Origin of the sequence: Vibrio hepatarius (genome assembly GCF_001274785.1) — a bacterium.
GTDB classification, from domain to species: Bacteria; Pseudomonadota; Gammaproteobacteria; order Enterobacterales; family Vibrionaceae; genus Vibrio; species Vibrio hepatarius.
In genome coordinates this window covers 69,149-93,139 of sequence record NZ_LHPI01000003.1, presented here as the reverse complement: position 1 = coordinate 93,139, position 23,991 = coordinate 69,149, and the positions used below count along the sequence as shown (strand labels likewise).

The 23,991-nt window shown below is 46.3% G+C and carries 20 protein-coding genes; 5 read left to right on the top strand and 15 right to left on the bottom strand.

Translation table 11 applies throughout. The features are described from left to right. Positions 1-3: 3 nt before the first annotated feature. Positions 4-1,446, bottom strand: a complete 1,443-nt coding sequence (gene pyk, locus AKJ31_RS05755; protein ID WP_053408152.1) for a pyruvate kinase — start codon at positions 1,444-1,446, stop codon at positions 4-6. 239 nt (positions 1,447-1,685) lie between these two features. On the opposite strand from pyk, the gene mlc reads away from it, so the two are divergent. After that, entirely contained in the window at positions 1,686-2,903 is a 1,218-nt protein-coding gene (mlc, locus tag AKJ31_RS05750; RefSeq protein ID WP_053408151.1) for a sugar metabolism global transcriptional regulator Mlc, read from the top strand. 225 nt (positions 2,904-3,128) lie between these two features. Then, the gene (locus tag AKJ31_RS05745; protein WP_053408150.1) at positions 3,129-4,076 is read left to right on the top strand and encodes a chemotaxis protein CheV; all 948 of its coding nucleotides are present in this window, start codon (positions 3,129-3,131) and stop codon (positions 4,074-4,076) included. Between the two features lie 72 nt (positions 4,077-4,148). On the opposite strand, the gene AKJ31_RS05740 is transcribed toward AKJ31_RS05745, so the two are convergent. Beyond that, on the bottom strand, positions 4,149-4,658 hold the full coding sequence (locus tag AKJ31_RS05740; protein WP_053408149.1) for a DUF2301 domain-containing membrane protein: 510 nt from the start codon (positions 4,656-4,658) through the stop codon (positions 4,149-4,151). Between the two features lie 569 nt (positions 4,659-5,227). On the opposite strand from AKJ31_RS05740, the gene drt3a reads away from it, so the two are divergent. Next, positions 5,228-6,466 carry an antiviral reverse transcriptase Drt3a gene (drt3a, locus tag AKJ31_RS05735; protein WP_053408148.1) on the top strand — a complete coding sequence of 413 codons (1,239 nt, stop codon included), beginning with the start codon at positions 5,228-5,230 and terminating at the stop codon, positions 6,464-6,466. Then, a complete protein-coding gene (gene drt3b / locus AKJ31_RS05730) occupies positions 6,384-8,426 on the top strand; it encodes an antiviral reverse transcriptase Drt3b (protein ID WP_245639028.1) in 2,043 nt (680 codons plus the stop codon). The genes drt3a and drt3b overlap by 83 nt, the downstream gene beginning before the upstream one ends. A 590-nt stretch (positions 8,427-9,016) precedes the next feature. On the opposite strand, the gene AKJ31_RS05725 is transcribed toward drt3b, so the two are convergent. The 5 genes from AKJ31_RS05725 to AKJ31_RS05705 all read right to left on the bottom strand — a co-directional run bounded on the left by AKJ31_RS05725 (position 9,017) and on the right by AKJ31_RS05705 (position 15,606). After that, entirely contained in the window at positions 9,017-9,355 is a 339-nt protein-coding gene (locus AKJ31_RS05725; RefSeq protein ID WP_053408146.1) for a hypothetical protein, read from the bottom strand. A 186-nt stretch (positions 9,356-9,541) separates the two neighbouring features. Continuing rightward, the gene (locus AKJ31_RS05720; protein WP_053408145.1) at positions 9,542-12,613 is read right to left on the bottom strand and encodes an error-prone DNA polymerase; all 3,072 of its coding nucleotides are present in this window, start codon (positions 12,611-12,613) and stop codon (positions 9,542-9,544) included. Between the two features lie 12 nt (positions 12,614-12,625). Further along, positions 12,626-14,041, bottom strand: coding sequence for a Y-family DNA polymerase (locus AKJ31_RS05715; RefSeq protein WP_053408144.1), 1,416 nt, complete (start codon positions 14,039-14,041; stop codon positions 12,626-12,628). Between the two features lie 2 nt (positions 14,042-14,043). Next, positions 14,044-14,721 (bottom strand): translesion DNA synthesis-associated protein ImuA, encoded by a 678-nt coding sequence (imuA, locus tag AKJ31_RS05710; protein WP_053408143.1) that lies wholly within the window; start codon positions 14,719-14,721, stop codon positions 14,044-14,046. Between the two features lie 144 nt (positions 14,722-14,865). After that, the gene (locus AKJ31_RS05705) at positions 14,866-15,606 is read right to left on the bottom strand and encodes a YciK family oxidoreductase (protein WP_053408142.1); all 741 of its coding nucleotides are present in this window, start codon (positions 15,604-15,606) and stop codon (positions 14,866-14,868) included. An 87-nt stretch (positions 15,607-15,693) separates the two neighbouring features. Here AKJ31_RS05705 and sohB point away from each other — a divergent pair, with 87 nt between their 5' ends. Then, positions 15,694-16,755 carry a protease SohB gene (gene sohB / locus AKJ31_RS05700; protein ID WP_053408141.1) on the top strand — a complete coding sequence of 354 codons (1,062 nt, stop codon included), beginning with the start codon at positions 15,694-15,696 and terminating at the stop codon, positions 16,753-16,755. A gap of 76 nt (positions 16,756-16,831) precedes the next feature. Here sohB and AKJ31_RS05695 read toward each other — a convergent pair whose 3' ends face one another. The 8 genes from AKJ31_RS05695 to AKJ31_RS05660 are packed head-to-tail and all read right to left on the bottom strand — an operon-like array spanning position 16,832 to position 23,985. Continuing rightward, a complete protein-coding gene (locus AKJ31_RS05695; protein ID WP_025522681.1) occupies positions 16,832-17,686 on the bottom strand; it encodes a tagatose bisphosphate family class II aldolase in 855 nt (284 codons plus the stop codon). Next, positions 17,677-18,867, bottom strand: coding sequence for an N-acetylglucosamine-6-phosphate deacetylase (nagA, locus tag AKJ31_RS05690; RefSeq protein WP_053408338.1), 1,191 nt, complete (start codon positions 18,865-18,867; stop codon positions 17,677-17,679). Before nagA ends, AKJ31_RS05695 begins: the two co-directional genes overlap by 10 nt. Continuing rightward, positions 18,857-19,297 carry a PTS galactosamine/N-acetylgalactosamine transporter subunit IIA gene (gene agaF, locus AKJ31_RS05685; RefSeq protein ID WP_053408140.1) on the bottom strand — a complete coding sequence of 147 codons (441 nt, stop codon included), beginning with the start codon at positions 19,295-19,297 and terminating at the stop codon, positions 18,857-18,859. Before agaF ends, nagA begins: the two co-directional genes overlap by 11 nt. Before the next feature lie 58 nt (positions 19,298-19,355). Continuing rightward, a complete protein-coding gene (agaE, locus tag AKJ31_RS05680; protein WP_025522675.1) occupies positions 19,356-20,240 on the bottom strand; it encodes a PTS N-acetylgalactosamine transporter subunit IID in 885 nt (294 codons plus the stop codon). After that, entirely contained in the window at positions 20,230-21,009 is a 780-nt protein-coding gene (agaW, locus tag AKJ31_RS05675; RefSeq protein WP_053408139.1) for a PTS N-acetylgalactosamine transporter subunit IIC, read from the bottom strand. Before agaW ends, agaE begins: the two co-directional genes overlap by 11 nt. 19 nt (positions 21,010-21,028) lie before the next feature. Then, positions 21,029-21,502, bottom strand: a complete 474-nt coding sequence (agaV, locus tag AKJ31_RS05670) for a PTS N-acetylgalactosamine transporter subunit IIB (protein ID WP_025522671.1) — start codon at positions 21,500-21,502, stop codon at positions 21,029-21,031. A gap of 12 nt (positions 21,503-21,514) precedes the next feature. Beyond that, a complete protein-coding gene (locus AKJ31_RS05665) occupies positions 21,515-22,678 on the bottom strand; it encodes an SIS domain-containing protein (RefSeq protein ID WP_053408138.1) in 1,164 nt (387 codons plus the stop codon). Beyond that, positions 22,675-23,985: a D-tagatose-bisphosphate aldolase, class II, non-catalytic subunit gene (locus AKJ31_RS05660; protein ID WP_053408137.1), complete on the bottom strand. Its 1,311-nt coding sequence runs from the start codon at positions 23,983-23,985 to the stop codon at positions 22,675-22,677. Before AKJ31_RS05660 ends, AKJ31_RS05665 begins: the two co-directional genes overlap by 4 nt. Positions 23,986-23,991 lie beyond the last annotated feature (6 nt).

Sequence of the window (23,991 nt, the reverse complement as noted above, 5' to 3'; positions counted from 1 at the left end):
TACTTAAGCTTGCAATATACGCATGCAGTTGGTCGAACCCACCACATCCATGATGTCGCCTTGAGTAATGATCACAAGATCGCCATCATTGAGTAAACCGCGCTGTTTAAGCGTTTCTACGGCTTCCTGAGCGGTTTCTAAACCTGTATTACACTTGGTGTCGAAGTAAACCGGGAACACGCCACGGTACAGTGCAGAGAGATTTAGCGTTCTTTCATTACGCGACAGGGCGAAGATCGGTAAGCCCGAGCTCAAGCGTGATGTCATCAGAGCGGTGCGACCAGATTCTGTCAGCGTGATGATCCCCTTGATGCCTCGCATGTGGTTTGCCGCGTACATGGTCGACATCGCAATAGTTTCTTCGCTGCTTTCAAACACTGACTCCATACGGTAGCTAGAACGGTTAATCGCCGCCATTTTCTCTGCGCCTAAACACACTTCTGCCATGGAGCGCACGGTTTCCACTGGGTATTTACCTGCCGCAGTTTCACCAGACAGCATGACCGCATCGGTACCGTCGAGCACCGCGTTTGCCACGTCCATCACTTCTGCCCGTGTCGGCATTGGGCTTGAAATCATCGACTCCATCATCTGCGTCGCAGTAATCACAGTGCGGTTTAATGAGCGCGCTCGGCGGATAAGTTGCTTCTGCACACCGACTAACTCAGGGTCACCAATTTCCACCCCTAAGTCACCACGCGCAACCATAACAGCGTCTGAGGCAAGGATAATATCGTCGATGCTCTCAGCACTCGCGACGGTCTCAGCGCGTTCTACTTTGGCTACGAGTCTGGCTTCAAGTCCTGCATCACGAGCTAGGCGTCTTGCGTATTTCATGTCTTCGCCGTTACGAGGGAAGGAAACCGCAAGGTAGTCGACGTGTATTTCGGCGGCCAGTTTAATGTCGTTTTTATCTTTTTCGGTCAACGCGTCAGCCGATAAACCGCCGCCTTTTTTGTTGATGCCTTTGTTGTTAGATAACGGCCCACCAATGAGCACTTTGGTTCTGACTGTGGTGTCGGTTACGCCAATCACCTGCAACTGAACACGTCCATCGTCAAGCAGCAGAATGTCACCACTGGTGACGTCTTGTGGCAACGCTTTGTAGTCTAAGCCGACTGCGTCTGAGTTACCTTTGCCTTTTTCTAAAGTGCTATCTAGCGTGAAGACATCGCCAACCTTGAGCTCAATCTTGCCGTTTTCAAATGTAGAAACACGAATCTTAGGCCCTTGTAGGTCACCTAAAATCGCTACGTGAGTACCAAGTTTTGCCGCGATGTTGCGCACTTTGGTTGCTCGTTGACGGTGATCGTCCGCTGTGCCGTGAGAAAAGTTCATGCGCACGACGTTAACGCCCGCTTCAAGTATTGCTTCTAAAACGCCCGGTTCGTCGGTTGATGGCCCTAATGTTGAGACAATTTTTGTTCTTCTTTGAGTTGAACCCATTCTGATCTCCTTGATCTGGCAACGCTTAGGTAAAAACTTTAGTGTAGTCTGATGACAAAAATACATATTTATTTATGCAAAAAAATGCGGAATTAAATGTGATGTAGTCGCCGCGATTTGACTCGGAACACAAACAATTATGTTTATACGTGACCCTTGTCACGGCGATGTATCAAAGCTCTTCACAATTACTTCGCAAAGTAAAAAAATTGGTTGGTTGTTGATATTCGGAGCACCCTATGTACATGGCTCAACCTGGCCATATTGATCACATCAAGCAGGTCAATGCTGGCCGTGTATATAAACTCATTGATCAAAAAGGTCCTATTTCTCGCATCGACTTGTCGAAAGAGAGTGAACTTGCGCCTGCAAGTATTACCAAAATCACTCGCGAGCTAATAGAAGCACATCTAGTTCATGAAACTACGGTTCAGGAAGCCACCAGTCGTGGGCGTCCTGCTGTGGGTTTGCAAGTGAACAATGAAGGCTGGCAATTCCTTTCAATGCGTTTAGGACGCGGTTATTTGACCATCGCACTGCATGAATTGGGTGGCGAGGTACTGATCGATACCAAGATTGATATCCACGAGATTGATCAAGAAGACGTAATGGCGCGTCTGCTGCACGAAATCGACGAATTCTTCCAAACCTACGCTGACCAACTTGACCGTGTCACCAGTATTGCACTGACGTTACCGGGCTTAGTGAACTCAGAGCAGGGTATTGTGCTGCAAATGCCGCACTACAACGTTGAAAACTTAGCGATTGGCCCTGAAATCTACAAAGCGACGGGTCTGCCTGTGTTTATCGCCAATGACACCCGCGCTTGGGCATTGGCAGAGAAGCTGTTTGGTCACTCGCAAGAGAACGAAAACTCAGTTCTTATCTCGATTCACCACGGCTTGGGCGCTGGTATCGTATTAGACGGGAGAGTGCTTCAAGGTCGCCACGGTAATATCGGCGAACTCGGCCATATCCAAATCGACCCTAACGGTAAGCAATGTCATTGCGGTAATCGTGGCTGTCTTGAAACAGTTGCCAGTTCACAAGCGATCCGTGACGAAGTAACCGAGCGTATTCGCAATGGTGAGCTATCTTCGCTGTCTGAAATTGAAGAAATCTCAGTTGAAGATATTTGTGAAGCCGCAGCGAATGGTGACCCACTGGCAGTAGATGTGATCCAGAAGCTTGGCCGCTATTTGGGTTCGGCGATCTCTATCGTAATCAACCTGTTTAACCCAGAGAAAATCCTCATTGGCGGCGCGATTAACCAAGCCAAAGAAGTGCTTTATCCTGCGGTTCAAAAGTGTATTGAAGAGCAAAGCCTGCCAGTTTACCACCAAGACCTTGAGCTGGTGGAATCTCGCTTTTATAAACAAGCAACCATGCCAGGTGCCGCGCTTATCAAGCAAGCGTTGTATGACGGCTTGCTACTGATGAAAGTGATCGAAGGTTAACCATCCTTTCTTATTCAAATCAATGATATTCATATTGGCGTTACCATGCGTCAATATGAAACATCCCATTCGGTATACCCGTTTTTAGTACCAATAGTGACTACTTGAGTTGATGATTGTCTATAATTGAGTAGTTTTAAGCTAAATTTACTAGGCTTATTCTTAGTTTTTGTTTTAGTCTTTTAGTTAACTATTCTGTTTATAACCTAATGGTAGAGAAGTAGTATGTTTGGAGTTTTAGATACGGTCGATCAACGAACTAACCTGGTTGGCGAAAACCGCTTGGAGTTGTTGCTATTTAGTCTTAACAGCCGACAAATCTTTGCCATTAACGTGTTCAAAGTACGCGAGGTTATTAAAGTTCCGCCACTGACCAAAATGCCGGGCTCACACCATAACATTTCGGGTGTGGCGTCTATCCGCGGAGCATCGGTCCCAGTCATCGATTTACGTGCTGCGATTGGCTTCCCACCTTCTCGCCTTGAGAACCAAGAGCAAAACCTGATCATCACCGAGTACAACCGTACGGTGCAGGGCTTTTTGGTTGGGCAAGTGCGTAACATCATCAATACCGCGTGGACAGAAGTTCAGCCGCCACCAAAAACCGTTGGCCGCTCTAACTACCTGACCGCGATTACACGCCTGAAAGAAGGTGACTCTCAACAAATAGTTGAGATTATCGATGTTGAAAAAGTGTTGGCGGAAATCATTGATTACGATGTGTCGATTTCAGACGGTGTGCTAGACGAAGAACTAGCGGCACAAATGGTTGGCCGTAATGTATTGATCGTCGATGATTCCTCAACGGCGCGCTCTCAGGTGAAAGGCACCTTGTCTCAGCTTGGTTTGAATATCATTGAATGTCGTGATGGCTTAGAAGCGTTCCGCCAGCTACAAGCATGGTGTGACAGCGGTAAAGACGTAGCTAAAGAGCTATTGATGATGATTACCGACGCCGAAATGCCAGAAATGGACGGCTACAAGCTGACACACGAAGTGCGCAACGATCCGCGTATGAAAGATTTGTTCATCACACTAAACACCTCGTTAAGCGGCAGCTTTAACGAAGCCATGGTGAAGAAAGTCGGCTGTGACCGATTTATCTCTAAGTTCCAACCGGATCTGCTAGTCGAAGTCGCTCAGGACCGATTAAGAGAAGTTCTGAAGAAATAACGCGCAAACAAATAAACCAAAGGGAGCTAAGGCTCCCTTTGTTGTTTTTACTTAACCCATTAGTGAGCTTTGCTAGACGTCGTGTTTTGTTTTATCACCGATATCGAAGTGTCTTGGCATTCGCCATTTGTAGATACTAGTAACAAGAAAAAGCAGGGCAGATATGGTAGCAAGAACCTTTGCTGCGATACCCGCATCAAACATCAGGCAGAACCACAACGCAGCCAGAATCAGTGGCTGAAATCGCAACCCTGGAACTTTGAAACAGAAATATTCTTTGTAGCATAGCCCGCCCAAAGTGATAAAAGCACCACCCATACCTATAGTCGGCCAACCAAACACAAAGCATAGTAGACCTACCCATGTGGCGAACTGGAGCAATAAGCGAATTGGTTTACTGTAGATATGCAGAGATGACGCACACATGGCAGCAGATAAAAACACAAAGTTCTCAACGGGGTAATCGAGACCCCAAGGAAGAAGCGCGATAGCAGGGAATGCAAGGGTAAAACCTAAGCGGTAAATGATGACCGTAAGGTGATCCCATTGGTCCATTGGTGATTCGATATGTGGGTCAGCCATCGTAATCCCTTATCTGTATTTATCGTAAGTCTGCCAGTGCTGTGGACTGGAAATTTTGTCCAACGTGAGCAGCTTGGGTCATTCGGTGAATTCGTTAATTTAGAGCATAGGCTCCCAAGTCCTATGATACATAAATGTTGGAGTTGGAGCTTCTGAAACTCATTTTTGCCCCATAGTGAGCCGGATCAGGATTGGACCTGATTTCAAATATCTGAGTTTTGGCTTACTACTCCTAATGCCTAGAATTAAAACTTTGTGGCCAAATTTGCTAATCCACAACAGCTAGGCCAGATGTCTCGCCGAAGGGACAGCTCATAGGCTCGAACCCTACAGGATCTTCCCTTTCTTAATTGGCTCATAGATGTGCTCACTTGTGGCGGGATATTACTTTGCTATCCGTGCCCTTTCATTTTGCTTCCAGATTCCCTGAACAGCGCTTTATCGTTTTCTGGCTGGCAGGCCTCCTTGTTAACAAAAAGATCATCTTAAGCCATAAATTTATGGTATCAGTTGCTCATTTGCACTAGCAATGTATGATATTGACTTAAACAGGTAACTCTTTGAAAACTATGTTTGATCAGTCATTCACCAACAAAAATATTTCAAGGCAATTGCGGAAGTCAGATTTCATTAGCTCGCCAGAATTAAGACATGATATGGTTAAAGCTTCGACAATTATTGAAGCTGTTAACTTCTCGGAAACTTGTCACTTCGTGAGAGAAGACTTCAACTCGAAGATAACTAAAGGTAACCCTGTCTACACTTTAAGTGATTTACCTAAAGAACTAGTTTTAAGAAAAGCAAACAGCAACCTAAAAAGACTGTATAAGCTGAAACAGACAGATAGAGATGTCATAGTCAATCAATTAAAAAGCCTACTAAAAGAACAACTGCCTTATCATTTGTATCGCCTTGACATACACAAATTCTATGAGTCAGTTCGACACGATGTCGTGCTTGACCATATCCATAACAATACAGCTATCAACTACAGAACTAAGAATTTTATAACTAACTTTTTGAAGGCTTTCAGTAGTGAGGAAGCTAGAGGTTTTCCTCGAGGGATTTCACTTAGTGCGACTCTATCTGAGTTATTAATGCGTAAATTTGACCACGATGTACAACAACATCTAGATGTATTTTATTATGCACGATTTGTAGACGACATTGTTATTGTTACTAGCACTAAAGAAAGCAAAAGCTTTATTGCTGAGTTAGAGGAAATCCTCCCTAGTGGTTTACGATTCAACAATAGAGAAGACGGCTCAGATAAGATCAGTATAGTAAAAGCAACCCCTTCCCATACTAAAGCTCAAAAGTTCACATATTTGGGTTATGAGTTTTTAATTGATGAGCAAAAAAAATCCAATAAAAAAGACAAAGTTATAAAGCTAGATATCGCTCAATCAAAAACGAAAAGAATAAAAACCCGACTTATAAAATCCTTCATTAACTTTGAGAGAAATAATGATTTCAAACTCTTGCTTGATAGAGTAAAGCTCTTAACATCCAACTATAGTCTTCTTGATAAAAAGAAGGGAATACAAGTCATGTCTGGCATTTATTATAACTACAAATGCATCGATGATAACGAGTCGAAGTCACTACTAGAACTTGACTTATTACTAAAGAGAATAATTTACAACAATAAAAGCCTTTCATCTTCAGGTTCACTAAATCTGTCAAAAAAACAACGGCAGGAACTATTAAAGTATTCATTTTCCAATGGATTTAAGAGGCGAATTAAGGTTCATTTTTCACCAAATAGACAAAATAAACTCCAGAGAACTTGGAAAGATGATAGATAATAAAATACATAAAGAAAATTATCTCAGAGCACTAATTACAGATACCTCTCCATTTGATCTTCCGATTATAATCAACAATGAAGGGTTATATAAAAACCTTATAAAAAGTGAAGACAACCCGTACCTTCCAATTATTAATAAATTGATTAGCTGCAAGCTTGATAAGACTAATCCAATTGAATATAGCATCAGTAAAACTCAAGAATCTGTACGTAACTTATCGCTACCGCATCCAAGCATTCAATACAAGATGTGTGAGTTCTATGAAGAGTATTCAGACCTGATATGTTACTATACATCTCTAAGCCCTCTTTCCATAAGATATCCTCAGAAGAAGTCCAGCACATACTACCTAGGCGGCAATCATTTGGAAAGTCGATACAAAGGCGATAATATTGAGCGAGATGAGACTGACTTCAGATTCAAGCACAATATTTCTTTCTTTAAATACAAAGGATTTAACAGGGTATATAAGTTTTTCTCATCTGGAAAATATTATACCTTAGAAAAAAAATTCCCTGTATTTTGGAGCATGGATGTAAGCAAGTGTTTTGAGAGTATATACACGCACAGTTTACCTTGGGCAACCAAGAGCAAAAAAATCATAAAATCTGATAATAATTATTCAATTGACGCTTTATTCGGTCAAAAGTTAGATACTTTGATGCAGAAGTCCAACAAAAACGAAACAAATGGTATTATTATTGGCCCTGAATTCAGCAGAATATTCGCAGAGATTATCTTTCAAGATATAGATCTAAAGGTAGTTAATTCACTTTCAAATAGTGGATATGAACTAGGTAAAGATTATGAAGTTTGTAGATATATTGACGATATATTCATTTTTTCAAAGAGTGAAGACATAGCAAGAAAAGTTTTTAACCGATTCTCTGATGAGCTAATTAAATACAACCTTCATGTAAATGAAAGTAAAACAAAAAAACTATCGAGACCATTTATTACATCAAAATCTCGAACAATAAACAAATTGAATATTGAGTTAAATAACCTCTCTGATTCTCTGTTTAAAGTAATAGAAGATAGAGTCGAGATTTCTAATGTATACAGCCACTACAACCTGTCCAATAGGTTTATAGATAGATTAAAAACTATATGTGCAGACACATCATCTTCATATGATGACATTTCAAACTACACAATTTCAGCATTAGATCAGAGAGTAAGAAAGCTAATATTTAGCTTCGAGAACGAAGAAAATGATGAAAAAAGTGGGCCTCGTTATATAAACATTGACTTTGAAGAACAAGCAAAGCTATATAAGGTACTTCTAGTTTTCATTAACATTATGTTTCACATGTATTCTGTGTCGTGCTCTGTTACTTCATCATATGTAGTGAGTCGTTGCTGCTTACTAATATCATCATTCCTAAACGATATTAGCTCAGATTATAAGGCAAGCATAGATGAGTTTATTTACCACAATATCATCGAGTTTATCAACACATACGTTTCAAATGAAAGAGATAAGCACTTACCACTTGAGGTAATCAATCTTATATTAGTTAGCTCAGAGTTTGGCTATGAGTATCAACTTTCAGAGGACTACTTAACCAATCTGTTTCTTAAAGAAGATAGTGACATAACTTACTTTAATGCTGTCACATTACTTTACTACATTAAAAAGTTCCCTAAATATAGGATCCTTCATAAAAAACTTATAAGTAAAATAAGAAATCAGATTCAAAATGTAGATTCATTTTCTGAGAATTCATCTGAAATTCATTTGGTTCTTGATACAATAAGTTGCCCTTATATTGAAGAGAACGATCGAATCAAACTTCTTAGAAAGCTCAACGAAAGAGCCTCGCTTGGCATAAAGGTGTCTGATTTCCCGAATGTGGTTAAGTATGCCGTAAAAAATCCTTGGTTTGTTCATTGGGATAAAGTCAACTTATTCAACCTGTTAGAGAAGAAGTTGTTGAAGCGAGTATATGATTAAGTGTATCCTTCAGATGTACTATATGTCTAACACTGGTTCAGTGAAAACAATACGTTCTCGCTGAAGCTTTAGATAGGCTTGACCTATCTTTACTGGATGCAAGGCCAATTGGTATCGCAAATGCTGCTTGGTTCGGAGTTCGGAGTAGGGAAACCTACACACACTATCTAGAATGATGTACCACAAAGGGAGACCACAGGTCTCCCTTTTGTGTTCCTAAACAACAAACCTGTCATTTCAACGTTACTACCTTTCAATAGAAATTCGAGTAAGCTCACTCGCACAAAGATGTTTGTTGTGTACCCTCCCAAAAATAACGACGAAGTCGTTACTGGTATCGATATTGATTATCGATGACGCTGTTACATGGCTCATGTGACTTTGGTCTGTGCCACTTAGACTGGGTGCATCGTGTGGCGGTTTCTGATACCACAAGTAATCCGTATTTCTCTAATTTACGTGATTGATCTAACAAGGTTTTGTCCAGAACCTTCATAGCAGAATCTTTACCCGTGGCACTTTCTAGCTCAAGAAAGCCCTATTCCTTGCTAGGTATTCCAATTCGTCGATTTCAACTTATTGAATCATTTTCAGTCCATACGGGTAATAAAGGTTTGATCATCATCCACAAAAGCGACAAAGCCGCCGTGATAGATAAACACCCGACCGCGCCCCTCGACTAGGCATGCTAGCTGTGGGTTCAAATCTTCTTCGTTATCTTGGCTTTGAAACGTGCCGGTATCTGTGATCACGCCGCTGAGTGTAGGCAAATATCCATAAGCGCGCTTGGCTTGATCAATCAGGTTCAATTCGCTGTCGATAGAGAAGCAAGAGGGGATCTTACCAGCGTCTTCGATGAATATAGGTTTCAGTTCTTCAAAAGCTGTAATCACCAGCCAGTCGATGCCGTTAACATGATGGATAAACATAGAGTTGCTCGATAATTCTGATGCGAGGATTCTATCACTATCAGATGCAGAGCGTAGTAGAAATTTAGTTGCTAAAGGCGGTAATTCTATGCCATTTCCTGGCATTCACTAGGCCAACTTGAAACACGTTTCTGTCCCCAACCAATTTTTGAAAATGCCGTTTGAGCGTAAGTGAATCAACGCACATTAATGAAAATCCCGCGATTTGCTTTGTAGTCCTTGCAGCTTCTCTGTCATATCAATTAGCCGTCCGGCGATAATGTGTGTGACTTCGCCTTCACGTTCTAAAATGCCTTTCACCATAAGCACTTTAGCCGTCAAATAGGCTTGCTTTTGCGCTCTGGCGGTGGCTTGCCACACCACCACATTGATATTGCCGGTGTCATCTTCAAGAGTAAAAAACGTCACGCCTGCGGCGGTGCCTGGTGCTTGTTTACCTGTCACGACGCCAACAACTGTAACTAACGATTGGTGCGGTTTTTCTATCAGCTCTTGCATACGGCAAAAACGGCCGAGTTGACCTGCTTGGTCGAGCAAAGTGATCGGGTGTTGATTCAAAGAGAGTCCCGTTGCAGCGTAGTCTTCCAATAAGGTCTGAATGTCTGACGGCGCTTGCACCGTATAAGGCTCAGGTTCTTCTACCTGACTGAATAATGGCAAATCGGATAACGAATCCATCATCGACCAGCGAGTTTGGTAACGGTTATTAGCGATAGACTGCATCGCATCAGCGGAAGCGAGCAGTTCAATATCACGGCGGCTCAGACCAATATGTTTCAGTTGCGAGGGATGACTGAACCCTTTGCCCGCGCGGGCCTTTATCAGTTGTCGGCTGCTGTCAGGGCTAAAGCCTTTGACTTGTCTAAAGCCAAGACGAATCGCGAGCTGTTTCCCGCATTGCACTACCTGATGATCGTGTAAAGACTGGTTTACGCAAACGGGCAGTATTAACACATTGTGGCGGCGGGCGTCTTGTACTAACTGTGAGGCGCTATAAAACCCCATAGGTAAGCTGTTAAGCAGTGAGGCGTAAAAGGCTTCAGGATAATAGTATTTCAGCCATGCCGAGCAATAAGCCAGAACCGCAAAAGAAGCGGAATGACTCTCAGGAAAGCCGTATTCGCCGAAGCCCATAATTTGGTCAAAAATCCGCTCGGCAAACTCTTGTTCGTAGCCACGGCTGAGCATGCCATCGATCAGCTTGTTCTTAAATTTGACCAAGTCTCCGGTTTTCTTCCATGAGGCCATGGCGCGGCGCAGTTGGTCTGCTTCACCACCGCTAAAACCCGCCGCAACCATCGCCAGTTTGATCACCTGTTCCTGAAAGATAGGTACGCCCATGGTGCGTTCAAGCACCTCTTCGACTTCTTTAGAAGGGTAGGTGACAGGTTCGATACCATCACGGCGTTTTAAAAACGGATGCACCATATCGCCTTGGATTGGGCCAGGACGGACTATCGCAATTTGCACCACCAAGTCGTAGTATGTTTTGGGCTTTAGCCGTGGCAGCATGCTCATTTGTGCGCGCGATTCAATCTGAAACACTCCGATGGTATCGGCTTTTTGAATCATGCCGTATACGTCTTTGTCATCCTGCTTGCGGGTAATTTCCGCAATGGATAATTCGGTGTTATGCAGTCGTTTGACCAAGTCAAAGCACTTACGAATAGCGGTCAGCATGCCAAGGGCCAAGACATCAACCTTGAGCAGTTTTAAACTCTCTAAATCGTCTTTATCCCATTGGATGACGGTTCGGTCGGCCATCGCGGCGTTCTCGACGGGGACTAGTTCATAGAGTGGCCCAGCGGCAATAACAAAGCCACCGACATGCTGGGAAAGGTGACGTGGAAAGCCGAGTATTTCGTTAACCAGTGAAATAAACTGCTCGCCCTTCATCGAAGATGGCTCTAAGCCAAGCTCGGTAATCTGTGCTTGCCAGCCAAGGGAACGGTCACGGCGGTTAACGTTCTTAATAAAGTAATCGAGTTGGCTTTCTTCTATCCCCAGCGCTTTGCCAACATCACGTACCGCACTTTTAAAGCGATACGAGATCACTGTCGCAGCCAATGCGGCGCGTTCACGACCGTATTTTTGATAGATGTATTGAATCACTTCTTCGCGGCGTTCGTGCTCGAAGTCGACATCAATATCCGGCGGCTCATCGCGCTCTTTACTGATGAAACGTTCAAACAATACTGAGATCTGTCGTGGGTCGACAGCGGTAATCTCAAGACAGTAACAAACCACAGAGTTCGCCGCAGAGCCGCGTCCTTGGTAGAGAATCCGGTTTCGCTTGGCGAACATCACAATGTCGTGAATGGTCAAAAAGTAAAACGGGTAGTTCAGCTCTTCAATAAGTTGAAGCTCTTTATGAATGGTGCCTTCTACCAGAGCAGATGTTCCCTCTGGAAAACGAATCGCTTTGCCTTTCTCTACCAGCTTGCGCAGGTAACTCATCGGCGTTTCACCGTCTGGGACTAACTCGCTTGGGTATTCATATTTCAGCTCACTCAAACAGAATTGGCAGCGCTCAGCGATACGCACACTTTCGTCGAGCCACTCTGGCTTAAACAGCTTGGCGAGTTTGTCTTTACTGCGTAACGTGCGTTCGGTATTGGTGAGTAAGTCGGCTCCCATGTGGTCAACACTGTTGCCGTGCTTGATTGCGGTAAGCACATGTTGCAGAGGCAGCCGCGTGGCAGTGTGCATCAGTACGCCACCACACGCGGTGATTGGCAGAGAAAGTTCCTGTGCAAGACGCTCACAATGCTGTAAGTAGGCTTTGTCTTTAGCATCCAAATGGCGCTGTACGCCGAGCCATAGGCGGTGATTATGATGCTGTGCGAGCCACTGTCCCCACTTTCTATCGCTGGGTTTATCACTCGGAAGCCAGAGTAACAAACAATGTTTTACCGACATCAAATCCCATTCAGAAAGCTGATATTGGCCTTTTTCAGAGCGTCTACGGGCATTGGTGATAATCCGGCATAACTCAGCATAAGCTTCACGGTTTGGGCAAAGCAGCACGACCTGACACTCCTGATTGAGCCAAAACATGCTGCCGATGATCAACTTTATTGCTAATTGATGTTGATTCATCGCGGTATAGGCGCGAACCACGCCTGCGACCGAGCACTCATCGGTCATCGCTAATGAATGATAGCGGAGAAAGTCGGCTTGCAGGATCAGCTCCTCTGCGTGTGATGCTCCGCTGAGAAAAGAAAAGTTGGTCTGACAAAACAGTTCGGCGTATTTCATTATTGCGCTCCGCTAACTGAACAGCCCGTGCAGAAACCATTGCCTTTGCTGGTTTCTGAATACCCAAAGCCAGCGGCCTGTTTGACTGCGGGCAATAAAGTAATCACGCGTCATTTCATCGCCGTCCCACCAGCCCGTTACAAAGCGCTCTGGGCCTTGGATGATCGAGATTTGCTCGGCCAAAGGTTCTGGTGTCGGCAGCATCATAAATGGACGCAGACGTTTCACTTGTGGCGTGATTGGGATGGACGTACCCGGCTGATAAGAGTCCGGTTGACAAAGTAGGGTCGATTTTTCAGGTCTTGGGTCGCCAGTTAACGCCACTTTTCGTACGCTGTCTTTGCCCAGTTTGGCTTGCAATAAACCAATCAATTCCAACTCACTTTGCTGACCTCTGTGGCCAGCAAATATATCTTGGCTGGTAGCTTCCAGTTCACCACCGCGTATTAACTTCAGCGTCAAGCCGTGTACAGGCGCATCCAGTTTGAGTGATTCCATCGTCAACTGGCATAGACGCAGCCAGCGCTCGGCGTAGTAGTCGCCACAAGCAGAAGTAAAACGAATCTTGCCGTCTGGATAATCTCGTTGGTGCAGAGTGAGCTCTAACTCATAAGCGACTTGGTTACGCAGAGTTAAAAACAGCTCCAATTTGTCGAGTAGTTTGTTCAACGGCTTTTCTAACCACTGAATATTCTCTATATCAAACAGCAGCTCTAAGTAACTGTGGAATTTTTCCGGCGGATGATAAAACTCAATCGGGTGCTTAAATTGCCCCAAGAGGCGGCCTACATAGTTCACCAGTTCAATATCAAAGCGGCGCGCAATGTCTTGCATCGGCAGGCTGAGTAAGTCCTGTAGCGTGTTAACTCCGACACGCGACAGCTTTTCAACTTGCTTGTCTTCTAGCTCGGTAGCGGTCAACGGGAAATGATTAATGGTATTACGGATTTGCGTTTTATCTTGGCTGAGTAACGCTCGTCCTGACTTTGCCAGCAACATGGCCGAAAAAGGAGAAAAGCCGCTCGAATAAAAATAGCGAAAACCGAGTTGATTTAAGTGCTGCGAGACTCGTTGCCAGTACGTCTCTAACCCGCCGTATAACGACAACATATCCGTCGCTTTAAGCAGCAAGCCTTGAGGTGGAAACAGAGCAATATCGGAGGTGACCATATACAGCCATTGGGCAATATCATGCAGTGTTTGTTGTTCAATCTTCTCATCATACGGGTGGACTTGAAGCTGGTGGCATAGGGCGCTGGCACTGCCCAATCCCATGCCGTGCTGAATTCCTTGTTCTTCGGCCAGCGTATTACATTGCACCACCTTAAAGCGTGCTGATTCGACGATAGCCAAAGGTTTATCGGACTCGTCAGAATAGAGCGCGTCGAGTTGTAACGCTGGGAAGTGAAGATAGATCCAAACTTGCATGCTTAACCTTGTTTACGCGCCGGAAAAGGAATCACAACCGGATCGGGCTGCTGTAGCGTCAAAGATGGCCATAACGCGCGCATATCGAGCACAAAACTGGCGTGCGGCCAGCCGCCTTTGCGTTTAGTGATGGTTACTTCAACTCCCAAGGCGTGAGGCAGTAGTGTCATGCTCAAACTGACAGGTAAAGAAAACAGACTCTTTCGCTCTGCTTTGAAGAGGAAAGAGAGGCAATTCCCCGTTTCACTCGCGACTTGTAAGCGCCGTGCCTGATGAACTTCCAAGTCGGCTTGCCACAACAATACGTTGCTGCACGCGCCGCTTTTTAGACATTGCTCGGCAGCCCAAAGTGCTTCTTTCGCTGTTTTTGGGTAGATCAATAGGATCTTATTCGCGTCGAGTCCTTCCGCTGACAACTGTTCAGCAGAGAGGTAGCCCGGAGGCTGAATAAAAACAGACAAACGCTCGTTGCTGGTGTGCTTTAAGTGCGGTGTCAATAAGCGCAGCTCGCCAATACCTTGTGGTGTTTGTAGCTCGACTACGCCATGTTTTGGAAAGCCGCCCTGTAATTTACGATCGAGAAGCTCGTAGCCAGTCGAGTAGTGCTCATCTGACTCAGGAGTTTGGCTACCCTGCCAAAGCCATTGTTTCTGCTTAAGATGTTCTATCAATTCATACATAACAAAATACCTGTATATATGTACAGTATAAATTATTATAGAACGACGGCAAGAGATCGGTATATCAGACGAATAAAAAAACGCCTTGTCAGCTGAGAGTTAGCTCACAAGGCGTTGATTCTAAATAATCTTATTGTATGGCGATTATTTTGGTTGCGCGTCGATGCACTGACCATTGACGGCTTTGCCTTCTGGCGCCATCAAGTAGAGGTAAAGTGGCATGATATCCAGTGGTGTTTTTAGTAGCTCTGCGTCTTCAGCAGGGTAAGCTTTTGCACGCATACTGGTGCGCGTACCGCCTGGGTTAATCGCGTTAACACGGATCGTAGTGTCGCTTAGTTCATCCGCTAGGATCTGCATCATGCCTTCAGTGGCAAACTTAGACATAGCGTAAGTACCCCAATAAGCACGGCCACTGTGACCAACGGTTGATGAGGTAAAGACAATACGTGCGTCTTCCGACTTATGTAGCAGAGGGAGCACCGCTTGAGTCATTAGGAACTGAGCTTTAACGTTCACTTGCATGATATCGTCGTAAGTATCTTCGCCGATTTGATCAAATGGGCTAAGCACACCAAGTAGACCTGCGTTGTGAAGTACGCCGTCAAGACGAGCAAACTGACTTTCGATCGTATCGACCATGTCGATGTAATTCTGCTTAGTTGCGCCTTTCATATCCAGAGGGATAATTGCTGGTTGTGGGTAACCAGCCGCTTCGATTTCGTCGTAGGTTGCTTCCAGCTTTTTCACTGTGCGGCCGAGCAAAATAACCGTTGCACCGTGCTGCGCGTAAGAGATTGCGGCTTGTTTGCCAATACCATCACCAGCACCGGTAACGAGAATAACTTTACCTTTCAGGGCATCTGAAGAAACAGCATATTCCACGATGTGTATCCTTTTGTAATGTTCTGCTTTAAGTCTTCGTGACAAGGTGGTTACAATACACTAATTCGCATATGAGGGGATATCACATTGGAATTTTTGTTGGACTATGGGCTGTTTTTAGCCAAGATTGTGACTTTTGTAGTCGCAGTGATTGCGATCTTAGTGATTGTTAAAGCTGTGGGCGGAAAGAGTGGTGCCGCGAAAGGTGAATTGGAAATTACTAACCTAACTGAGCAACACAAACACACCGTTGATCAGTTGGAGCACCACCTGCATGACGACGCGTTCTTAAAAGCGCGTGATAAAGCAGAGAAGAAACAAGAGAAAGAAAAAGCCAAAGCGCGTGAGAAAGAAGTGAAAAAGGCGTCGAAAGAGGGCGACCTAGACGCACAGCGCGAGCCCCACCTGTTTGTTCTGGACTTCAAAGGCAGTATCGACGCTAAAGAAGTGGCTTCGCTACGTGAAGAAGTGACGGCTATTCTCGCGGTCGCTCGTGAAGGTGATGAAGTGCTACTACGTCTTGAGTCTGGCGGCGGTATGGTTCACGGCTACGGCTTAGCGTCTTCTCAGCTAGACCGCATCAAAGCCGCTGGTCTTCCTTTGACGATTGCGGTGGATAAAGTCGCGGCAAGTGGCGGTTACATGATGGCATGTATCGCAGACAAAATTGTCTCTGCACCGTTTGCGATTGTCGGCTCAATCGGCGTGATTGCGCAGCTACCAAACTTCAATAAGCTACTGAAAAAGCATGATATTGAATTTGAGCAGCTGACCGCTGGCGAGTACAAGCGTACCCTAACTATGTTTGGTGAAAATACCGATAAAGCGCGTGAGAAGTTTAAGCAAGAGCTAGAAGAAACACACGGCCTGTTTAAGAACTTTATCCGTGACCACCGCCCAGAGCTGGACTTGGATAAAGTCGCAACAGGCGAGCACTGGTTTGGTACTCAAGCACACGAGCTAGGCTTAGTCGATGAAATCAAAACTTCAGACGACATCGTCGTGGAAGCGTGTAAAGACAAAACCGTATTGGCGATTCATTACGTTGAGAAGAAAAAATTGGCGTCTAAACTGGCAGGCATTGCTGGCGAAGCCGCAGACAACGTGCTGATGAAACTGATCGACCGCGGCCAGCGCCCGATTGTTTGATCACAAAATTAATGTAAAAAAAGGAGCCTGACTAAGGCTCCTTAATACCATCTATAGGGGGAATGGTATTTAAACGTTATAACTTTCCTTCACTGCCACACATATAAATCTTATCCATCACGACCTGTTTCATTGCTGCTTTGCCCGGCGTGATGTATTTACGTGGATCGTTAGCATCTGGGTTTTCAGAGAAGTGCTGTTTGACGGCATTCGAAAACGCGATTTTCAGCTCTGTCGCCACATTCACTTTGCATACACCTAGCTCAATACAACGACGCACCATCTCATCCGGTACGCCTGACGCTCCATGCAGTACCAATGGAATATCGACCACTGCGCGGATCTGCTCTAGGCGAGCAAAGTCCAGTCTAGGTTCTGCTTTGTAGAGGCCGTGCGCGGTACCAATTGCGACTGCTAACGAATCGATACCAGTGCGGCGAACGAATTCAGCCGCAGAGGCTGGGTCTGTCATCAACGCATCTGCGCTATCGACAATCAGATCATCTTCCTGACCACCAAGGCGACCAAGCTCGGCTTCAACGCTGGCGTCGTATCGGCTGCAGTATTCGACTACAGAGCGAACAATCTCGATGTTCTGCTCGAACGCATGGTGAGAGCCATCAATCATCACTGAGCGGATACCGTGTTCGACTTTATTGCGAATGTCTTGCAAGTCTTCATGGTGATCAAGGTGCAGTACTAATGGAATTGAGTGTTTGTGCGCCGCTTCTTTACAGATGCTGACTAGGTAGTCGATACCTGCGTAGTCGTACGTTCCCGGTGTGCCAGCCAAGATAACGGGTGAACCTAATTCAGAGGCGGTTTCGACGATGACTTGCACTGTCTCAAGGTTATGAACATTAAATGCCGGTACAGCGTAGCCGCCTTGTTGAGCACGTTTAAGCATTTCACGAGAAGAAATTAGATACATAAAGCCTCCTGACTGGATACTGCGTCGCGGTCGAATACTAGACGTCCGTTAACCCAAGTCTTTGCAATTGAGAAATCTGAGTGAATCGCCACTATAGAAGCGTGTTTGCCTACTTCCAGAGTGCCGAGTTGATGTTGTAAATTGAGTGATTGTGCGGGAGTCAAAGAAGCCATCAACCACGCTTGCTCAAGCGGTAAATTGAGCCAGTTCTGAATATTGGCGACGGCGTTGAGCAAAGTCAGAGTGCTGCCCGCGAGGCTACCGGTATCGGTAGTGACCACGCCGCCTTTCATTTCTACGGTGTACTCACCAAGAGTATATTGACCGTCAGGCATACCTGCGGCGCACATCGCATCAGTAATCAAAGTCATGCGCGAGCCACAGCAGCGATGGGCAATATCAATCGCGCAAGGGTGCACATGATGGCCATCGGCGATCATCTCGACGTAGCTGTTGGGATGACACAAGCCAGCGCCCACGACGCCCGGATCTCGGTGGTGGAGTCCACGCATGCCGTTATAGCAATGCACGATGCCGCTCGCGCCCGCATCGAGTGCCTGCTGAACTTGGTCATAGCTGGCATCGGTATGCCCTAACATGACTTTGATGCCTTGCTTTTTTAAGTAGCGAATCGCGTCTAGAGCACCTTGTTTTTCTGGTGCAAGTGCGAATGTGATCAGCTGGTTATCGCTGTATGAAATCCACTGTTCCAACTCTTCAACAGACAGTTCTCTAAACCATTCGGTTGGATGAGCACCGCGATTTTTCTCGGTGAAATAAGGGCCTTCCAAATACGCACCAAGAATTTCAGCGCCTTGTACGCCGCATTGCTTGCTTTTGGCGACTTGCTGTAATGCTGCGCGAATTTTACTGACCGGAGCTGTTACTGTTGTTGCAACAAAAGCGGTGACTCCTTGGCTGGAAAAAAAGCGAGACATGGTGTCTAAGCTGCTGTGCTCTGCATCCATCACATCACAGCCTTTTGCGCCGTGCACATGGGTGTCAATTAGACCTGGCATCAGGCTGACTTGGCCTAAATCGGTAGTGTTGTCGTGTTGCTGTTGGTCAAAAGGTTCAATGGCGTCAATGATGCCATCAACAACGGTGACCACGGCGTCGTCTAGCCAATGCTCGCCGTGCAACACTCTTTGGGCTCGGTAGCGGTGAGTATCAGATACCATCATGTTCTTCCGCTGTGGTTGTTTTTTCTTTCAACGCCATTTCAGCAGCGAGTGAGGTAATGCCGCGATGACCACATTCAATCGCTTGGTCACGAAATTCGATAAGCTTGAGTTCGTCGCGCTCTAGCAGCATCTCGGCCGCCATTTGCAGATTGGTGCCTGTCACGACTTGAATATCCTCGCGCTCTTGGCTGAGTAGTGATGCGGTACGAAAAGGCGTGCCGCCGAGCAAGTCAGTCAGAAAAACAATCCCTTCGTCTGAGTCGATCTCTTGGATCGCTTGGCGCATCTGCGCTTCAAGTTGCTGCGTGGTGGACTCTTCAGGAAAGTCCAATGCGATAAATTGTTGCTGTTCGCCAATCACTTGGTGAATTGCTTTCTCAATGCCTGATGCAAACCCACCGTGGCCAGAAAGAATAACTGCAATCATGTTTTTATCCTTACAGGGGCTGACTTAACAGCCCCAATACTGCATGTGGAAATAAGAGTTATAGGAAGCCCATAAAGCGACCAACGACACCAAGAGCAACCGTGATACCGATAAGCTTGAGAGGGCTCCAACCGCGCTTAACAAGGGCATACATCGCCAGGGTGTACACCAGAGGTAAAAACGCTGGCATCAACTTGTCGATAACATCGCCCTGCAGTTTCACCACGGCGTCGCCTGCGGTGATTTCAGCGGTTGTAGACAGGCGTACGTAAGTCGCAACCAGTGCGCCAATCACGGTCATACCGACCATAGAAGCCGCGTGTCCGACTTTCTTGGTATTGGCTTTGATGACCGGAATCGCTGCAACACCCATACGGTAGGCATAGTGAGCAAGACCAAAGCGCAAACCAAAGTGCACCACGTTAAACAGTACGAAGAAGAACACCGCGCCCATGATGGAGCCTTGCAACGCTAAGTCCGCACCGATACCACCACAAATTGGCAATAGCGTGAGCCAGAACATCGCGTCACCGATACCGCCCATTGGGGCACCTACTGCAATCTTGGTGCTTTGAATACTGTTGATGTTCTGTTTTGAGCGTTCCATCGCCAGCACGATGCCCATAACGAATGTCACCAAAAATGGGTGGGTGTTGAAGAAACCCATATGGCCTTGCATCGCTTTGGATAGGTCCGCTTTGTTGGTGTGGATCTTTTTCAATGCTGGGATCAGGCCGTATAGCCAACCCGATGCTTGCATACGTTCGTAGTTGAAAGACGCTTGTAATAGGAGTGAGCGCCACGCCATACGATTGATGTCGGCTTTGGTTAACTCAGCACCAATCTCTTTATTCTCGTACTCGTCAGGAGACACTCCAGGTGCAGGTTGCACATCAGCGCTCTGACGACGTAGGTCGAGTTCATTACTTACATTAGATTCCATCTTCAAAGTCCTCTGCTGATGCTGTTGTTGCTGGGGTAGGTTCTGATTTACGCATAAAGTCGATGATCGCCATCGCAGTCGCTGCGGCAGCAATCGCTAGGATTGGTAGTTGTAGCCACGCCGCTGCAACAAAGCCGAGGATGAAGTATGGGATGTAAGCGTTCTTCATCATGATTTTCATCAGCACTGCAAAACCAATTGCTGGCATGATGCCACCAGCAACGCCTAAGCCGTCGATGAGGTCTTTTGGCAGAACTTCAACGATTTTGCCAGCATGCTCTGCACCAAGGTAGACAGGTAAAAATGCGCATAAGAAGTAAAACGTCCCTAGTACTGCAAGAGCCATGTAGTTGACACGTTCGATACCGTCGGTGTCGGCGGCTTGCGCATATTCATCACATTTAGACATCACCGCAGACATCGCTGAGAAGAGTAGGGTGATACCCATCTGAACCGCGACAGCGAATGGCACCGCGACACCAACCGCGACATTTGGCTCTACTTTGGTTGTGATAGCGAAGGCTGTGCCGACGATCGTACCGATGATTACATTTGGCGGTTGTGCACCTGCTAGAGGAGCAAGACCCATCCAGATCAGCTCTAGAGTACCGCCGACCAAAATACCGGTTTGTAAGTCGCCTAAAATTAGGCCGACAAGTGGACCGAGTACAACTGGACGGTGGAAGTGGGTGAGACCGTTAAATAAATCTAGGCCGGCGAAGAAGGCTAAAATGCCGAGCATCAACGCCTGAAATAGTCCTATTTCCATGATTGGTGTCCTTAATTATTTAGATAAGAGTAAAGAGGTCAGTTGCGCTTTCAGTGGGCACACCTTGGATCGTGCAGGTCACTCCTCGCGCTTTTAATTGTGCAAATTCCGCCAGGTCTTCAGAATCAACTGAAACCGTTTTGGAGATTTGTTTTTTTCCTTCCACGTAGTGCATGTTACCTACGTTGATATTGCTAATTGGTACGCCACCTTCCACCAATTGACGGAAGTCTTTTGGCGTGCGGCATACCAACAGAATGCGTTGGCGATCAGCGGCTTTATGAATGGTGTCGATGGTTTTCTGCACCGTCCAAAAGCGGATTGCGATACCGTCGGCGAGCACCATTTCCATCAGGTTTTGCTGAATGGAATCTTCAGCCACCTCGTCGTTAACGACGACGATAATGTTGGCGTTGGCAAAACCTACCCATTGCACACCTACTTGTCCGTGAACAAGGCGCTCATCAATGCGACTTAAAACGATATTTGGCATGGTTTATTCCTTTTAAAATGAGTAATTGAATGGGTAGATGGTGACACCTTGCACCACACGGTTAACTTCACCTGTTGGGCACGGGTTATCCGGCCCTAATCCCAATTGGAGTGACTTTTCAAACGCCAACATTTGGCAGAACAGGATGAATGGGAAGCAGAGCCATTGGTCGCCCAAGCCAAGCTGGCCGAGTTCAAACACATCGCTTTCACTCATGGCGAATTCGCTGATCGCCACGTGAGCGAGCGTTTGGTTGTCACGACGAATCTCATGAAACAGATCTAAATCGTACTGACGGGTGTAGCTGTCACTGGAAAGCAGTTGAATCACGAGTGCCTGTTCGTTGATGGAGAACTTAGGCCCATGACGAAAACCCAAAGAAGAGTCGAAGGTTGTCATCACTTTGCCCGCGCTCAGCTCCAATGATTTCAGAGAGGCTTCACGGGCGAGTCCGGCAAAACCGCCGCTGCCTAGAACCACCAAACGTTGGTAAGGCAAAGTTGCAAGGGATTTGATGCTCGCTTGCCACTGTTCAATTTTGGCTTCACATAATGTGGCGGTGGCGTTGATTTGGTGTTGCCATTGCTGCGGAGTTCCACCACCAAGCAGCGTCAACGTCGACATCAACATGCAACTGAAGCTTGAGGTCATGGCAAAGCTCTTGTCGTTTGAGCCTTCCGGCATTAGTAGACAGCACGCATTCTTGGCGTTTTCTGCGTAGCGAGAGAGTTCACCGTCGCCGTTACAGGTCAAAAAGAGGTGGTAGCAATCTTCGACCAATTGATCGGCCAGTGCGACTGCGGCAACACTCTCTGGACTGTTACCTGAACGAGCGTAGGAGACTAAAAGCGTCGGGCGGCTCGGGTCTAAATATTGCTCTGGATTCGATACCAAATCGGTGGTCGGAATCGACTCTACTTGGAAACGTAATCCCGCTTGGATAAAGGGAGCTGCGGCGTCTCCGACAAAAGCGGATGTACCTGCGCCGGTTAGGATGATGCGCAGATCTTCGCGAGCGAGTAATGGGTCAATGAATGCGCTTAACTGGTTGTAGCTTTGTTCGAGAATCGTCGCGAGAGCACGCCATAAACGAGGTTGGTGGCTGATTTCTTGCGCGGTGTGAATACCATTGTGCTGCTCTAACCAAGAGCGTTCGTAGCCTAAAAAAGCAGTCATTGAATAGTCTCCTTTTGCGCCACTGCGTTGGAATAACAGGCTTTGGAGTACACCTCGGTGACTTCCATGATCTTGTGCATCACAATTTCAGCGGGCAGATTTTGAATTTTATGTTGAGAGATAGCCTTAGCTTGATTTGGCAAATATTGGCTAAGGAGAGTCACGGGCAGCGGTTTTGCTAGCAGATTGTCAAACAGAGCCTGTTGCGCCGCTTTCACTTCTGGATGTGTCCAGTAGTAGCGAATGCGGTCGCTCAAGCTGTAGCTACAATCTAAAAATTGTTGGTGTCCTTTGCTCGAGTAGTGTGAGCGCCAGTAGTTAGGCTGTTCATGCATAACCTGTTCGATGGTTTCGCGTAGGTGAGAGGCGTGATGCGTGCCGAGCCACTCTTTTTCCGCTCGGTCTAAGCCGTAAAGGGCTTCGCGCAAGGCAAAGGTTAAAGCTGGACCGACTTTTAGAATCGCAAAGTGGTCACGCACTAGCTGGTGATAAGCGGGCGGGTTTTGGTAATCGGTGGAGTGCGCTTCAAACACAATGTTTGGCTGGTGTTCAATAAGCTGACTTAAAGCCTGAGCTTTGGCACTGTCGTAGTGGTGAACGTTATGGTGGTCAAACTCGACGCCGGGTTGAACAACCAAACCGATCACGCGTGACCAGACGTTAGCGATACCGATATCGCTGAATGCTTGGTGATGGGCGTTTAACGTCGCAAGCGCTTCTTCTGGTTTGGTGACTTCAATACCTTCGTCTTCTAACGATTCCAGCGCACCGCCAGGCGTTGGTACTTCGGTACCGATGACATAAACAGGCGCTTCACCGCCAATACTTTGCCAAGCGTTTTCTGCCACTAGACAAAGCTGCGCTGCGCGTTCCGCCATGATGGTTTCGCTCAACGGCAGTTGGTCATCGGCACAAGGCATAGAGCAATCAAGGTGGATTTTCTTAAAGCCAGCGGAGACATAGTCGTGAATCATCTGGGCGGAATATTCCATCGCTTGCTTCACGTTAAGATGTTGCCAGCAGTTTGGGCCTAAGTGGTCACCGCCTAACACGATGTTGTCGACTGGAAAGTTGAGGCTGTTTGCGAGCTGGAAAACGTAGCTAGCAAAGTCTTGCGGTGTCATGCCGGTGTAGCCGCCAAATTGGTTGACCTGATTAGACGTCGCTTCAATCAACACCAACTGGTTGTCATTTGCTGCTTGTTGGATCGCCGCTTCAAGCACGAGTGGGTGCGCAGAGCAAACAGAGTAAATCCCCTTGGTGTGTCCTTGTTTGTGTTGTTCGATAAGCGAAAGTAACGATTTCATGGGAAT